We start from the raw sequence: 14,270 nt of genomic DNA, 5'->3' as shown, positions 1-14,270 counted from the left end.
TTTAATTAAGTGCAGGCATTTTGTCGCTTGGGATAATAGCGCCCGGAAAACAAATCACGGTTCCTGCTAATGTGTGTCCCATTTTTGCGGATTCTTCTAATGTACCGCCAAGTAGGCGTTTAGCCAGATAGCCCGCACTGAACGAATCGCCCGCGGCTGTTGTATCGACAATACCAGATACAGGTTTCGGCGCGACTTCAATACGCGCCTCTTTGGTGATAACAAAGCATGCTTCAGCGCCACGTTTGATCACAATTTCACTTACCCCTAATGCTTGAGTACGATCTATCGCTTGTTGTTCAGCAGTATCACCGTATAGCATTTCTTCATCATCGTAAGTTAAGAAAGCAATATCGGTTAATTGCAACATGGTTTTATACGCTTGTTGGGCTTGCTCTTTACTTTCCCATAATGCTGGGCGGTAGTTATTATCAAATGCGATTTTACAGCCTTGCTCTTTACAGGCAGTTAAAACCATAAATAGTTTATCCAGAGCTTCCGATGGCAGAATCGCAAGGCTCACACCGCTTAAATAAATCAGTTGGTTTTGGCTTAATGAGTCAATGACGGCGTTGGTGTCTTTTTCGAGTAACCAGTAGCGTGCTGCGGCATCGTTGCGCCAATATTGGAAAGTACGCTCACCATCGGGTGTGGTTGAAATCGAATATAATCCGGGTAATTTTTTATCTGAGATATGAACCAAGTCGGTATTAATGGACTCATTTTTCCACGCTTCTAACATGGCGGCGCTGAACGAGTCTTTACCTAAACCTGTGACATAAGATGTGGTGAGCTGATGCTGGTGAGTAAGACGAGATAGATAAAGCGCAGTATTTAATGTATCACCACCAAAGCTTTGCTTGTAAGTCGCATCGCCTGTTTTTTGTAGTTCAACCATACATTCGCCAATGATGGCAATACGATTTGCTTGCATGGAAATTCTCCTTGATCAGTATGTAATTATTATCATCAATTACATACTTTAGGTCAATTAAATTGAAATTATGTTTCATAACTGTATGGGCTAGATCACTTTTTTGGCCAAAAAACAAAATAACGTGATCAATGCTGTAGTTTTATTTCTTTAATGGCCAGTATTTGAAAAAGATGTGCTCAGCCTGAAAGTTGACCTCATCTTTTTCTTTTTGGCTGCTATTCTTGTGCAAAATCTTAGCGATGGTGAGAGCGAATTCAAAGCTGACACCTAAACCGCGACCACTGATGAATTGATCATCAACCACCACATCTTGTTCTTGGTATTGTCCATCGGGAAATTTATCACGCAGATCGAGACTTGCGGTATATTTGTGATCACCAAGCAGTTGATGCGCCGCGAGCACTTTGGCACCAGCAGAACAGAGTGCACAGATGTATTTACCGGACTCGATATGGCGTTTAACAAACTCAATCACTTTAGGATTCGCGGTTAAGTTATCGGTGCCACTTGGACCGCCAGGGAGTAATACGGCGTCGTAAGTGTCATCCCATTTTTCTTCCAGCATCATGTCCGCTTGTACTGGAACATTGAAATAAGACAGTAACTGCGGGCTGTCTGCACAGGAAATAACATCTACATGGATAAGAGCCCGACGTAGTATATCAATACAAATCATGGCTTCTGCAATTTCGAAACCGTTATCTAAAAGCACTGCAATGCGTGGGGAATGACTCACGTTTCTATTCCTTCTTAAACAAAAAAGCCGACCACGAAGGTCGGCAAAAATAATAGGCTTAATTAAAGGGGGGATTAAGCTAAAACTTCGCGTACGAATGCTTTGATTTCATCATTTTGACAGTTGTCGAAGAAACATTTTTGGAAACGCTCGCCAGTTACGGCTGTTTTCACAAGTTCAGGGTCGATAGCACGTAGTGTATCAAGGTAGTTTTCTTTGTTTACTGCTGCTTTTACTTGACCAAGAATTCCCGCATTTTGAACTTGTGGCGCTTTACGCTCAACAGGATAGCCTTCACCGCGTGGGCCTGAGAATGCTTTTTCGAAGATATAACGAGCATTCAATTCTGCCGCCCAACCAAAGCCTTTCGCAAAAGCAAGTGCAAGCGCATTACCGTTGTTGATTTGATTGAAAAGGAAAGCATCGGATGGGTCTAGGCAGTAACCACAAGATACACCTGGGTGTAGGTTAAGTGACATCATTGCGCCTTGGCCAGTACCGCAACCTGCTACTACGAAATCAACGGCTTGAGAGTTAAGAAGCAAGCTCGCTTGGATACCAAGGTGAATGTAAGTTAGGTGATGATCGTTTTCATCGCTCATGCCTACGTTTGCAACAGAGTGACCTAGTGGCTCAACAACACTTGTTAGCTCATTTAAGATAGTTGCGTTTTTGCCAGCTTGGCTGTTTTCCATCATTAGTGCGATTTTCATTGTATTCTCCAGTAGGGCGAGCCTACATAAATTAAAATTTCTTAGAATGACCACTGTGGCGATAAGAGTGCTCACAGTGGTCGATTTTATATTCTGATTTTTAGCTTACAAAATCTTTACGCATTGGGGTAAAGGTATCGAGTAATACGCCCGCTTTTAAGCAAGTACAACCGTGCATTACATTGGGTTCTTTGTAGAGCGCGTCGCCTGCTTTTACAATCTTGGTTTCATCACCAATAGTGAATTCAAATTCACCTGATAGCACGTAAGTTAACTGCTCGTGCGGATGATTGTGCAGTGGGCCAATGGCTCCGTCTTCGAAGTAAACTTCAACCGACATAATATTGTCACTATAAGCCATGATTTTGCGTGAAACGCCATCACCTAGGTCTTCTAATTTAATATCTTTGTTATAAACAAACATGCTCAGTTGTCCTTTGTTTATAGAATGAAATAGTGGTATTAACGAGCTAACCAACCACCATCAACGGCAACAGTGTAGCCATTAATGTAGCTTGCTGCATCAGAAGCTAGGAACACACAAGGGCCGGCAACATCAGCAGGTGTACCCCAACGATCAGCTGGAATACGTTCAAGAATGGCTTTGCTGCGTTCTTCATCAGCGAGTAGAGCCGCTGTGTTGTTAGTAGCCATATAGCCTGGTGCAATAGCGTTTACGTTAATGCCATGTTTTGCCCATTCGTTTGCCATGGCGCGAGTAATACCCATAACCGCACTTTTTGATGCAGTGTAAGAAGGTACGCGAACCCCGCCTTGGAAAGAAAGCATAGAAGCGATGTTGATGATTTTGCCGCCATTACCTTGAGAGATAAATTGCTTAGCAACCGCTTGAGACATGAAGAATACTGTTTTTGAGTTAATGTTCATTACGTCATCCCAGTTTTGCTCTGAGAATTCAATGGCATCTTCACGGCGAATGATACCGGCGTTATTCACCAGAATATCAACTTTGCCAAACTCAGTAATAGCGGCATCAATAATGGCTGGGATTTCGTCTTGTTTTAGTAAGTTAGCGCGAACGTCTAAGAATTTGTGTCCCGCTGCCTTCATTTTTTCAATTGTTTCTTCTGGGGCCGTGTAGTTAACACCGACAATGCTACAGCCAGCTTCGGCTAAACCTAAAGCCATACCTTGCCCAAGGCCAGTGTCACAACCAGTAACGATAGCCACTTTACCTTGTAGATCAAAAGAGTTCAGAATCATAACGTGTCCTTAAATTCAGCTTTTCAGCCAGTAGGTTTATTGATATTGAGGTAAATCCTCAGCAAGTGAAATAACAATAGCAATAGTGAAACGCCATTTCAATTAAAAATAAAAAGCTGTTTCATAAAAAGTGACCTAAATCGTGTTTTATATATTAAAGTGATTTGTGTTTCATTTTTTTGAACCATGCATTTCAAAAAAATCGATAAAGGATATAGAATGATAAAACGATAACAATGATGACTGGCTTTTTAAGGTCTAATCAAATTCAAGGTCAACTCTAATGGAAAAAGCAAAACAACCCGATGCAGTGTCATCAGTCATGAAAGTGTTTGGTATTCTTCAAGCACTTGGTGAGCAAAAAAATATCGGTATTACCGAACTATCCCAGCGCTTACTGATGTCAAAAAGCACCACTTATCGTTTTCTGCAAACGATGAAAATGTTGGGCTATGTTGATCAAGAAGGTGAAGCCGATAAATATTCGCTTACTTTGAAGTTATTTGAGGTAGGAGCAAAGTCGTTAGAATATGTTGACCTAATTTCTTTAGCCGATAAAGAGATGAGTCATATTTCTGAGCAAACCAATGAAGCGCTGCACTTAGGGGCGCTAGATGTTGACCAAATCATTTATACCCACAAAATCGATTCTGGCTATAACCTACGCATGCAATCGCGTATTGGTCGCCGTAATCCACTTTATAGTACCGCTATCGGTAAAGTGTTACTGGCTGAGCGCAGCGAGTCTTTTGTGCGCGAAACCTTAAAAAATGTGAAATTTGTTAAGCATACTCAAAAAACTCATGACAATGTGGATCAGCTTCTTGCAGAGTTAAAGCGTGTGAAAGCACAAGGTTATGCGGAAGATAACGAAGAGCAAGAGCCAGGTTTACGTTGCATTGGCGCACCTGTGTATGATCGTTTTGGTCATGTTATTGCTGGGCTGTCGATTTCATTTCCAACCATTCGCTTTGATGAGAGCAGAATGCCTTATTATGTTGGTTTACTGCAACATGCATGTAAGCGAGTTTCTGAACAACTTGGCTATCATGATTACCCAATGGCAGAAGCTTCATAAGATTCTTTTCTCTTAGATGATGAAGATAATTTGAAAATAAAAAAGCAGCATATTTGCTGCTTTTTTTGTGCCGATTTTTTGTTTGGAGTTCGATTACATGATGCAATGCATAAAATTAAAACCATGTTTTGATATTATCGTTACACTTCAAGCCATCGGTGTTACATTTGATTCATTGAGTTGGATTGGTAGTAAAGCACTTATTCTAATCTGAGATAAATTGAAATGGGAAGTCGGACATCATGAGTCATGCATTATTACCCAACATCTACAACTTTATGGCTCGAATTGATCCATTTGATAAGTTGCCAGAAGCGGTGGTTCAAGAAGTTGTGCGTAAAGTTAAAATCACCTATTTGGCAAAAGGGGAGGAAATCCATTTTAGTTCGGGTTGTGATGAGCGTTTTCTTTATGTGATCCGCACTGGTGCGATTGAGCAAAGAATGCAAGATGGGTCTCTGCGAGCTCGTCTTGGTGAAGAAGATCAATTTGGTTTTACCTTTTTAGAACCTTTAGCCGACAGTGAAGATGGCTATCGTGCGGTTGCTTTAACTGACTCTCTTTTGTATTTGATCCCACATTCAATTTTGCAGCATCTTCTAGAACATAACCCAGAATATTCGGAATTTTTTGACTCTCGTGCACGGGCACGTCTTAACTCTGCGCTTTATCATGTTATGCCCAATGGCAAGGGGCCGTATTATAGAAAAGTGTCTGAAATTGCCAGTGAAAATATTGCTATTGTTGATAAAAACGTCAGCATAAAAGAGGTCGCTAAATTGATGCAAGATGAGATGCGATCATCTTGCGCGGTGATTAAAGATGGAGAAAATATTGTAGGGGTTATCACCGACAGGGATATGACAACCCGAGTGGTCGCTCAAGGCGTGAACACGGATTTACCGATTAGTGAGGTGATGACCACGAATCCACAGTTGATTCATGGTGATGCCACGGTGCTTGAAGCCATTTCATTGATGATGCAATTTAATATTCGCTGTCTGCCGGTGGTGTACGGTAAAAACGTGGTCGGGTTAATCACGACTACACATTTAGTGCATAACCACCAAACTCAAGCCTTGTTCTTAATTGAAAAAATTAAATATTCGAACTCGGTTCAAGCACTACAAACGCTAAAAGAAGAGCGTAAAACTATTTTTAATTCGCTGGTGGAAAGTCGTGTGGGATCAAATATAGTCGCATCAGTGATGTCGATGATCATGGATGCGTTCAATCGTCGTATTATCCAGTTAGCTGAATCCCAACTAGGCCCTGCTCCTTGTGATTATGCTTGGATAGTGGCGGGATCACATGCTCGTAATGAAGTGCATTTATTGTCGGATCAAGACAGCGCTTTAGTGATTGATGATTGTGCAACCACTGCCGATATGGCCTATTTCACCCACCTAGCCATGATCGTTTGTAATGGACTAGATGTGTGTGGATATCCGTTGTGTGATGGTAAATACATGGCAGCAACGCCCAAATGGTGTCAACGACTTTCACGTTGGAAAGAATATTACCGTAAATGGGTCGCCGCGCCAGAGTATAATAAGCTGTTAAATATCAGCGTGTTTTTAGAAGTTCGTTCTTTGTATGGCAATAAAGATTTAGTCGATGATCTGCAGCAGCATTTACATGATTGTATTGAGAACAGTAGCCGTTTTATTCCTTCACTGGTGAGAGATGCGGTCGAAACACAACCGCCATTAGGGATCTTTAATAATCTTGTACTTGAGAAAAGCGGTGACAATAGCCGTACTCTTAATATTAAAAAGTATGCGCTTAACTTAATTATTGATTTAGCCCGAATCTATAGTTTATCGGCCAAAGGAACTTTAACTGGAACCGAAGAGCGTTTCCAATACGCTTATGATCAAGGTGTAATGCAAGAAGACAGTTATAAAAATATTATCGGGGCCTATCGCTTTATCACTCAAGTCCGCTTTACTCATCAATGTGAAGCGTTAAAGCTGGGTAAAACGCCAGATAATCATATTGATCCAGAAACTTTTAGTAGCTTTGAGCGTAAACATTTAAAAGATGCCTTTAAGATTATTAATGAATTACAAGACGGCGCGAAGCTGCGCTTTAGTAAAGGCTAGGTTATGTATCAACGCTTAAAACAATTTTTTCACCCAATCACCAAGCTTGAGAAAAGCCGTAAAGCGTTAGTGATCCCTGAAGGTTGCTCTCAAGAGCTGCGCCGTTTATTACTCACGCCCTTGCCAAAACCAGATAAATGTTTAAATGATCTTGATTTTTTGGTGATGGATTTTGAAACCACAGGGTTAGATTGTTTTGAAGACAGTTTATTAAGTATTGGCAGTATTCGTATCGAAAAAAATCAAATCGATATGGATACCGCTGCGCACTGTTATGTGGATGATAACCAAACAATTAAAGCCGCGAGCGCGGTGGTCAATCATATTACGCCACAGATGTTGCTTGAAGGTGAGCAGCTAGATGAAGCGATGAATCGTTTATTTGCGAAAATGACCGGTAAAGTAGTGATGGCCCATGGCGCAGTGATTGAGCGCAGTTTCATGTTGTCCTATGTTGCCAAACGTTATGGCTTGCTTGAGTTGCCGATTATCTGGTTAGACACACTAAAAATTGAAAAGCATTTGGCTTATCACAATAAAGGCGAGAGTCTAGAATTGCAGTTAAATGATGTTCGTCAACGCTATGCGCTACCGACGTATTCTGCCCATAATGCATTGGTGGATGCGATAGCAACGGCTGAGTTGTACATGGCGCAAAAGATTAAAATTTTCGGTGCTCAAGCCAAAACCACTACGGTGGGGGAGCTATATTGCCGAGCTACTTGTTGATTCGCGGGTTCGATTCCCGCCGCACGCTCCAAATCTTCTCGCAACACACTTCTAATTTAGCCTATTAAAAAACAACACTCTTCATTGAGTGATTTTTTATGCCCAGTATCTTACTGATGGTGTTATAAAAAACGATCAATAGAAATTTGCTAGCACTTTAATTTAAATTGAGTGTAAACGATAAAGCTCTGACGGAGGGAAGCCGAATTTATTTTTAAAGGCTTTGCTGAAATGAAAAGCATCATAGAAATTAAGCTTAGCAGCTGCTTCTTGTACTGTGTATTTCTTATGCTTTATTAATGATTTTGAAGCAATCAGTCTAGTGTTTAAGTAATACTCTTTAGGCGTCTGATTTGTGTATTGTAAAAACATTTTCCTTAAGTGCTGTTCCGTACATTCTGCTAATTGTGCCATTTCTTTTACTGTCCACTTTTTTGTCATGTTCAAGTGTATCTGTGTGATAACCTCTTGCACCGTATTTAGCTTGTGATCTTGCTCTCTTACTTTGGTCAAGGTAAGCCAGTGATAAATCGTCTTAGTTAAGCTTGCGGCAGCTAAATGTTTGTATGTGGACTCCTGCTGCTTGAATAATTCAACAACTTGATTCATTTCTTTATGGAAGTATTCGTTATTAGTCAGTGATATTAGGTGGTTATAAACGAGGTTAATTGCTCCGTTTGGAATGAACTCCATTAAGAAAAGCTCCCAAATCAAACCCTTGCAGCGATATTTCTTTATAGAAGTTGGATGTAGAAATATAACGGTACTTCCTTCTAATTGCAGGGTTTCGCCAGAGCTTAGTTCAATTTCTCCGTGCCCCTGTTTTGTATAAAGCGCGATCACACTGCCTTCGATTAAAGGACGTAAACGATCTTTTGGCCACTCCACTTGATAATGTTTATCCGCAAATGTATTCCATAATGCTAATAACGTAATGCCGCTTGAAGTCACATTTTTATCAATTACTATCGGGATGTTGTAAGTTGTTTCGTTTTTTACATGCAATTGATGATTCATTCCATTCACTAATGAGGTCGACTGAACAAGAATTGATGATAGCAGCAATCAAAACCGAACCTTACTAAATATATAAAAAATTGATTCTGCTTCAACATACAAGGTAGCGATGTCGTTAATGTTATCTCATATGAATCCAATAACAGAAAATGGAGTTCAATATGTTCACCTTATTATCTTTTGTCTTTTTTACCGCACTGGTTGCCGTAATATCTTATATAAAAACAAGAAAAGACAACTTAAATACAGAAAGTGGATATTTTCTTGCAGGAAGAAGTTTGTCATGGTTTGTGATAGCAGGATCTTTATTCCTCACAAATATATCCGCAGAACAGTTAACCGGTTTGAATGCTAATGCTTTTGCGAATGGCGCCAATGTGATGGCATGGGAGACAACATCAGCATTGACTTTGATAGTGCTGGCATTTGTCTTTCTACCTCGATACTTAAAATCAGGCATTGCCACCGTTCCTCAGTTTTTAGAGTTACGTTATGGTAAGCGAATGCGTGTTGTTTCATCCGCTATTTTTATCTATGCCATTGTGATCGGCTTTCTGCCATTTGTACTCTATGCCGGAGCAATTACGCTCGGTAAATTGTTCAATATCAGTGAGTTGTTTGGTACGACAGATTATGTCACTACTTGGATTATGGTCATCGCTATTGGTGTTATTGGTGGTATTTACGCGGTGTTTGGCGGCCTCAAAGCGGTTGCGGTTTCAGATACTATTAATGGTGTTGGATTATTAATTGCGGGTATGTTAGTTCCTGCGATTGGATTATATCAACTAGGCTCTGGCAGTATGGGTGATGGATTCTCCATTTTGTTAACTGAAGCCCCAGAGAGAATGCAAGCGGCGGGTTTAACCGCGGATGCTAACATCCCTTGGCATGGCCTTATTTCAGGCGTTATGATCATCAATTTATTCTTCTGGTGTACTAACCAAGCGATCGTACAGCGTGCTTTTGCGGCTAAAAATTTGGCAGAAGGGCAAAAAGGCGTATTGGCTGCAGGCGCACTAAAAATTATTGGTATTTTGATGTTGGTTTTACCGGGCATTATTGCGTGGCACATGTTCCAACGAGGTATGATTGATATTCCATTTAAGATGATTGATGGCGTCCCATCTAATCTCTTAAACCGTGATATGTCTTACCCTATTTTGGTTCGTGAAGTATTGCCAACATGGTTAACAGGATTTTTTGGCGCGGCATTATTTGGGGCAGTATTAAGCTCATTTAATAGTGGTGTGAATAGCCTTTCAACCATTATCAGTTTGGACATTTATAAACAGCTGATTAAACCGAATGCTAGTGATATTGAAACGGTTCGTATTGGTCGCCTATTTGGTATCGCGACTATTATTATTTGCATCATTATTGCACCATTTATTGCGACTTCAGACAGCTTGTACACTCTAATGCGTACCATTATGGCCGTGATTAACGTGCCGATTTTTGCTGTATTACTGATGGGGATATTATCCAAGCGAGCACCCGCAATGGCCGGTTACATCGGTTTAGTGTTTGGTATGGTGTTCTTCTATGTGACTCATTTTGTATTAGGTGATGATTTAGGTTTCGTGAAACTACATTGGTTGAACCTAGTAGGATTAAATCTCGTGCTTATGCTCACCATTATGGCCATTGTTCGTTATATCAAACCAATGGATAAACCGTATGTGCAGGTTAATGCAGAAGTTGTTGATATCACGACTTGGAAGCATGGGAAATTAGCTGGCTGGTTATTGGTTCTGGCATTTGTACTGCTCTATACCGTGTTCTCACCACTGGGCTTAACATCACAGACTGGCTCTATGTTTAAAGTGATCGCGGCTACTGCAGTGGGTTTGGGTATCATGTATGTAATTTACAAATTATATAAGAAGATGACCTCTCCAGTGAAAATTGAGCCGCAATTCAATACACAAGAAAATTAATCCAGTCACCTATTAAGTATATAAAATACCTAAGCATGGTTTTTAATGTGAAATGTATTGGTCTTAATAGGTGAATTTCTGACACTCGTCTGTATTACTTACTCTGGGATTATAATGAAAAGACCTAACATTATTTTAATCATGACGGATACTCAAGCAACTAATATGGTTGGTTGTTATAGCGGTAAAGATTTGAATACTAATAATATCGATCAATTAGCGAGTGACGGCATTCGTTTTAATTCAGCGTATACTTGCTCACCAGTGTGTACGCCAGCTCGAGCAGGATTGTTCACGGGTATTTATTCCAATCAATCGGGTCCTTGGACCAATAATATTGCCCCAGGGAAAAACATTTCTACTATGGGTCGTTATTTTAAAGATGCAGACTATGACACTTGTTATATCGGAAAGTGGCATCTTGATGGGCATGATTATTATGGCACTGGTATTTGTCCTCCCGAATGGCACGAAGACTATTGGTATGATGGCGCAAATTATTTAGAAGAGCTAGATGATAAGCAGATTGCATTATGGCGAAATGGCTTAAATACCATTGAAGATTTAGAAACAAATCAAATTGATGAGACCTTTACATGGGCACATCGCATTAGTAACCGAGCGATGAATTATTTAGACACTAAATCGCCTCAGGATGATCAGCCGTTCTTGATGGTATTATCGTATGATGAACCTCATCATCCTTTTACTTGTCCTCCGCAATATTTAAAAAAATATCAAGATTATTATTACGATTTAGGACCAAAGGCGTTTGATGATTTATCCAGTAAGCCACAACATCACAAGCTATGGTCGCAAGCCATGCCAGCTCCAGTGGGTGAGGATGGGCTTTATCATCATCCGTTGTATTTTGCTTGTAATGATTTTGTGGATGATGAAATTGGCCGAGTCATTAATCATCTCGATCAAAGTGAGATTGATAACACTTGGATTATGTATACCTCTGATCATGGTGAAATGATGGGAGCGCATAAACTGATTAGTAAAGGGGCAGCAATGTATGATGACATTACTAATATTCCTTTAATTATTCGTCCGCCAAAAGTAGCACCAACAACAAATAGTGCTTGTGTCGCGGGTTCTCAAATACAAGCTCCGGTAAGTCACATTGATATTTTGCCAACCTTAATGCGTTTAGCGAATATTACACAACCAGCCATGCTACCTGGTGGCGATTTATTGAGCGTTGTTGAGCAAAATACTGACCGTAGTGTCATGGTTGAGTTTAATCGTTATGAAGTGGAGCACGATAGTTTTGGTGGTTTTATACCAGTACGTTGTTGGATCAGCCCTCGCTTTAAATTGGTATTAAATTTATTTACCAGCGATGAGCTGTACGATCGAGTCAATGATAAAGATGAATTGAATAACTTGATTGATGATCCAGATCATATGGTTATTCGAAATCAGATGCATGATGAGTTATTAGATTATATGGATACCATTCGTGATCCATTCCGTACCTACCAATGGTCAATGCGCACGTGGCGTACGGATTCACAACCACGTTGGATGGGATCGTTTAGACCAAGACCAGAGGATGGATATTCTCCTGTAGTTAGAGATTACGATACCGGAATGCCAACTCAGGGCGTTAAAGTAGAAGACAAAAAATTAAAGTTTTAGATCTCTAATATTGTGGTCAGGATAAATAAGGTAAAAGAATGAAAAGATGGCCGCCCTTGAAGTCTAACTGGATTGAGTTCTGCCATGGCGAGTAATTGTCATGTGATGGCTAAGCCTAGCAGTTCAATATGCAACTTGGATTGCAGTTACTGTTTTTATTTAGAAAAAGAGAAACTGTATCCAGACCAAAATCAAAATTGGCGAATGAATGACGAAACCTTAGCGCGTTACATTCAGAAGCATATTGATGCACAGGCAGGTTTAGAGGTGCAATTTGCTTGGCAGGGTGGTGAGCCAACATTAATGGGTGTTGGTTTTTTCCGGCAAGTGGTTGCTCTTTGTTCTCAATATGGCAGTAGCAAGCGTATCAGCCATACTTTTCAAACCAACGGTATTTTATTGAATGATGAATGGTGTGAGTTCTTTAAGCAGCATGATTTTTTAGTGGGTGTGTCTATTGATGGGCCGCAAGATTTACATGATGCTTATCGTGTAACTCGCTCAAAAAAATCGACTCATGTCAAAGTGATGGAAGGGATCCAATACCTTAAAAAACATCATATAGAGTTCAATACCTTAACGGTTGTACATGATATTAATGCTCAGCATCCTGAGCGGGTTTATCAGTTTTTAAAACAAATTGGGTCCACTTATCTTCAATTTATTCCGTTAGTTGAAAGAGAGGCACAAACTTTCATACAAGACTCTCAAGCCTTAACCTTGGTTCATCCTGGCGAGTCACAAGCTAAACTATTGCCTTGGTCGGTTGCCTCATGGCGTTATGGTGAATTTTTGAATGGCGTTTTTGATTGTTGGGTGAAACAAGATGTTGGTCGGATATTCGTCAATATGTTTGATTCAACTTTAGCGACATGGTGCGGTTATCCTTCGGGATCTTGTGTTACGTCGGAAACTTGCGGGCATGCGTTTGCTTTAGAGTCGAATGGCGATTTATATCAGTGTGATCATTTTGTGTATCCTGAATATTTGTTGGGCAATATTAATGAAGTCAGCATTAAAGAAATGAACAATAGCCAAGAGGCTAAGCAGTTTGGTGAAGATAAGATGAAAACATTGGATGCCGATTGCCTACAATGTGATTATAAATTTGCTTGTCATGGTGGTTGTCCAAAGCATCGATTTAGTGTGTCTCAAAGTGGTTATATCAATCACAATTATTTTTGTGAGGGGTATAAATCCTTTTTTAAACACACTGCGCCTCATATGAAATTAATGTCGAAGTTAATAGAGAACCAGCAGTCACCTGCGAATATTATGCAGGTCATTAAACATAACCCTAAGCAGCTTTATTCCATGTTTGAAATTTCTAAGAATAGCCCTTGCCCCTGCGGTAGTGGCGAAAAATTCAAGCGTTGCTGTTTGCAATAACGTTAAGTGCGAAAAGCAATAATCTACATTTATCATTTAGAGGATAGCAATCATGTGGCGCAAAACAGGTAAGGCCCCTGATTACCGATTTACACTTGCCAATGAGCGTACATTTTTGGCATGGATCCGTACCGCGCTAGCTTTTTTGGCCGCAGCTGTTGGGGTAGATCAATTAGCACCGAATATTGCACCAGAAGTGTATCGAGAAAGTCTTGCACTGATACTCAGCCTGTTTTCTGCCAGCCTAGCTTACTATGCTTATCGTCGTTGGTCTCATAATGAAAAAGCAATGAGGAATAATTCTGAATTAGCGTATACGCGAACGTTAACGGTTATAAGCCTCGTAATGATCTTCGTTGTCGCTTTTGTCGCTTATTTAATTTTGTTTTTATAATCATAATGATAAATAAAAAGCGTGCAGTGGATGGTGGGTTACAATCGGAAAGAACCTCATTATCGTGGTCCAGAACGATCTTTGTTTTATTGTTGGATGCCTTATTGGTGGTTAGGGTTGGTTACGCCAACCAAAATAGCCTGGTTTTTTATGCGGGAATGACGTTGGTTGCGTTGACGTTACTTTTCTACTTTGTGACAGTTTATAGGGCTCCTCAATTATTATTGGAGGGTGAGCTTACTACCAGTAATGCCATTTGGATGAAACGAATTATCAGTTTTCTATTAGGCGTTGCGGCATTATTAATTGCTTTATCTTGTGGCATGAATTTATACCACCAACTTTATTGAATGATTAGGTT

General features: G+C 40.2%; 14 protein-coding genes. 8 read left to right on the top strand and 6 right to left on the bottom strand.

Annotation, left to right across the window (positions count from 1 at the left end; translation table 11 throughout):
- Position 1 precedes the first annotated feature (1 nt).
- From HC725_RS05035 to kduD, 5 genes are all read right to left on the bottom strand, one after another.
- On the bottom strand, positions 2-934 hold the full coding sequence (locus HC725_RS05035) for a sugar kinase (protein ID WP_190330681.1): 933 nt from the start codon (positions 932-934) through the stop codon (positions 2-4).
- Between the two features lie 142 nt (positions 935-1,076).
- Positions 1,077-1,673, bottom strand: a complete 597-nt coding sequence (locus HC725_RS05030; protein ID WP_190330680.1) for a DJ-1/PfpI family protein — start codon at positions 1,671-1,673, stop codon at positions 1,077-1,079.
- Between the two features lie 74 nt (positions 1,674-1,747).
- Positions 1,748-2,386 carry an RpiB/LacA/LacB family sugar-phosphate isomerase gene (locus tag HC725_RS05025; RefSeq protein ID WP_190330679.1) on the bottom strand — a complete coding sequence of 213 codons (639 nt, stop codon included), beginning with the start codon at positions 2,384-2,386 and terminating at the stop codon, positions 1,748-1,750.
- A 100-nt stretch (positions 2,387-2,486) separates the two neighbouring features.
- Positions 2,487-2,810, bottom strand: a complete 324-nt coding sequence (locus HC725_RS05020; RefSeq protein WP_089111146.1) for a cupin domain-containing protein — start codon at positions 2,808-2,810, stop codon at positions 2,487-2,489.
- A 38-nt stretch (positions 2,811-2,848) separates the two neighbouring features.
- Positions 2,849-3,610, bottom strand: coding sequence for a 2-dehydro-3-deoxy-D-gluconate 5-dehydrogenase KduD (gene kduD, locus HC725_RS05015; RefSeq protein ID WP_089111145.1), 762 nt, complete (start codon positions 3,608-3,610; stop codon positions 2,849-2,851).
- 283 nt (positions 3,611-3,893) lie between these two features.
- Here kduD and kdgR point away from each other — a divergent pair, with 283 nt between their 5' ends.
- The 3 genes from kdgR to HC725_RS05000 all read left to right on the top strand — a co-directional run bounded on the left by kdgR (position 3,894) and on the right by HC725_RS05000 (position 7,522).
- Positions 3,894-4,688 carry a DNA-binding transcriptional regulator KdgR gene (kdgR, locus tag HC725_RS05010; protein ID WP_190330678.1) on the top strand — a complete coding sequence of 265 codons (795 nt, stop codon included), beginning with the start codon at positions 3,894-3,896 and terminating at the stop codon, positions 4,686-4,688.
- A 242-nt stretch (positions 4,689-4,930) separates the two neighbouring features.
- Positions 4,931-6,793: a DUF294 nucleotidyltransferase-like domain-containing protein gene (locus HC725_RS05005; RefSeq protein WP_190330677.1), complete on the top strand. Its 1,863-nt coding sequence runs from the start codon at positions 4,931-4,933 to the stop codon at positions 6,791-6,793.
- Between the two features lie 3 nt (positions 6,794-6,796).
- A complete protein-coding gene (locus tag HC725_RS05000; protein WP_190330676.1) occupies positions 6,797-7,522 on the top strand; it encodes an exonuclease domain-containing protein in 726 nt (241 codons plus the stop codon).
- Positions 7,523-7,684: 162 nt separating this feature from the next.
- Here HC725_RS05000 and HC725_RS04995 read toward each other — a convergent pair whose 3' ends face one another.
- Positions 7,685-8,539, bottom strand: a complete 855-nt coding sequence (locus HC725_RS04995; RefSeq protein ID WP_190330675.1) for a helix-turn-helix transcriptional regulator — start codon at positions 8,537-8,539, stop codon at positions 7,685-7,687.
- A gap of 161 nt (positions 8,540-8,700) precedes the next feature.
- Between HC725_RS04995 and HC725_RS04990 the strand changes: the two genes are divergently transcribed.
- From HC725_RS04990 to HC725_RS04970, 5 genes are all read left to right on the top strand, one after another.
- Positions 8,701-10,479: a solute:sodium symporter family transporter gene (locus tag HC725_RS04990; protein ID WP_190330674.1), complete on the top strand. Its 1,779-nt coding sequence runs from the start codon at positions 8,701-8,703 to the stop codon at positions 10,477-10,479.
- Between the two features lie 114 nt (positions 10,480-10,593).
- A complete protein-coding gene (locus HC725_RS04985; protein WP_190330673.1) occupies positions 10,594-12,126 on the top strand; it encodes a sulfatase-like hydrolase/transferase in 1,533 nt (510 codons plus the stop codon).
- Between the two features lie 84 nt (positions 12,127-12,210).
- Positions 12,211-13,515: an anaerobic sulfatase maturase gene (locus tag HC725_RS04980; protein WP_190330672.1), complete on the top strand. Its 1,305-nt coding sequence runs from the start codon at positions 12,211-12,213 to the stop codon at positions 13,513-13,515.
- A 52-nt stretch (positions 13,516-13,567) separates the two neighbouring features.
- Positions 13,568-13,909, top strand: coding sequence for a YidH family protein (locus HC725_RS04975; RefSeq protein WP_194687872.1), 342 nt, complete (start codon positions 13,568-13,570; stop codon positions 13,907-13,909).
- A 5-nt stretch (positions 13,910-13,914) separates the two neighbouring features.
- Positions 13,915-14,259, top strand: coding sequence for a DUF202 domain-containing protein (locus HC725_RS04970; protein WP_190330671.1), 345 nt, complete (start codon positions 13,915-13,917; stop codon positions 14,257-14,259).
- The last annotated feature ends 11 nt before the right edge of the window (positions 14,260-14,270 follow it).

Source organism: Vibrio sp. S17_S38, from assembly GCF_014694375.1.
In the GTDB taxonomy this organism is placed as follows: domain Bacteria; phylum Pseudomonadota; class Gammaproteobacteria; order Enterobacterales; family Vibrionaceae; genus Vibrio.
Note: the sequence above shows the minus strand (reverse complement) of the source record. Positions and strands in the feature narration are given on the sequence as shown.

What these genes read in the sequence shown, in the direction of transcription:
- HC725_RS04990 (WP_190330674.1), top strand. Translation starts at nt 8,701, where the DNA reads ATGTTCACCTTATTATCTTTTGTCTTTTTTACCGCACTGGTTGCCGTA.
- kdgR (WP_190330678.1), top strand. Translation starts at nt 3,894, where the DNA reads ATGGAAAAAGCAAAACAACCCGATGCAGTGTCATCAGTCATGAAAGTG.
- kduD (WP_089111145.1), bottom strand. Translation starts at nt 3,610, where the DNA reads ATGATTCTGAACTCTTTTGATCTACAAGGTAAAGTGGCTATCGTTACT.
- HC725_RS04975 (WP_194687872.1), top strand. Translation starts at nt 13,568, where the DNA reads ATGTGGCGCAAAACAGGTAAGGCCCCTGATTACCGATTTACACTTGCC.
- HC725_RS05000 (WP_190330676.1), top strand. Translation starts at nt 6,797, where the DNA reads ATGTATCAACGCTTAAAACAATTTTTTCACCCAATCACCAAGCTTGAG.
- HC725_RS04985 (WP_190330673.1), top strand. Translation starts at nt 10,594, where the DNA reads ATGAAAAGACCTAACATTATTTTAATCATGACGGATACTCAAGCAACT.
- HC725_RS05025 (WP_190330679.1), bottom strand. Translation starts at nt 2,386, where the DNA reads ATGAAAATCGCACTAATGATGGAAAACAGCCAAGCTGGCAAAAACGCA.
- HC725_RS04995 (WP_190330675.1), bottom strand. Translation starts at nt 8,539, where the DNA reads ATGAATCATCAATTGCATGTAAAAAACGAAACAACTTACAACATCCCG.
- HC725_RS05035 (WP_190330681.1), bottom strand. Translation starts at nt 934, where the DNA reads ATGCAAGCAAATCGTATTGCCATCATTGGCGAATGTATGGTTGAACTA.
- HC725_RS04980 (WP_190330672.1), top strand. Translation starts at nt 12,211, where the DNA reads ATGGCGAGTAATTGTCATGTGATGGCTAAGCCTAGCAGTTCAATATGC.
- HC725_RS05005 (WP_190330677.1), top strand. Translation starts at nt 4,931, where the DNA reads ATGAGTCATGCATTATTACCCAACATCTACAACTTTATGGCTCGAATT.
- HC725_RS05020 (WP_089111146.1), bottom strand. Translation starts at nt 2,810, where the DNA reads ATGTTTGTTTATAACAAAGATATTAAATTAGAAGACCTAGGTGATGGC.
- HC725_RS04970 (WP_190330671.1), top strand. Translation starts at nt 13,915, where the DNA reads ATGATAAATAAAAAGCGTGCAGTGGATGGTGGGTTACAATCGGAAAGA.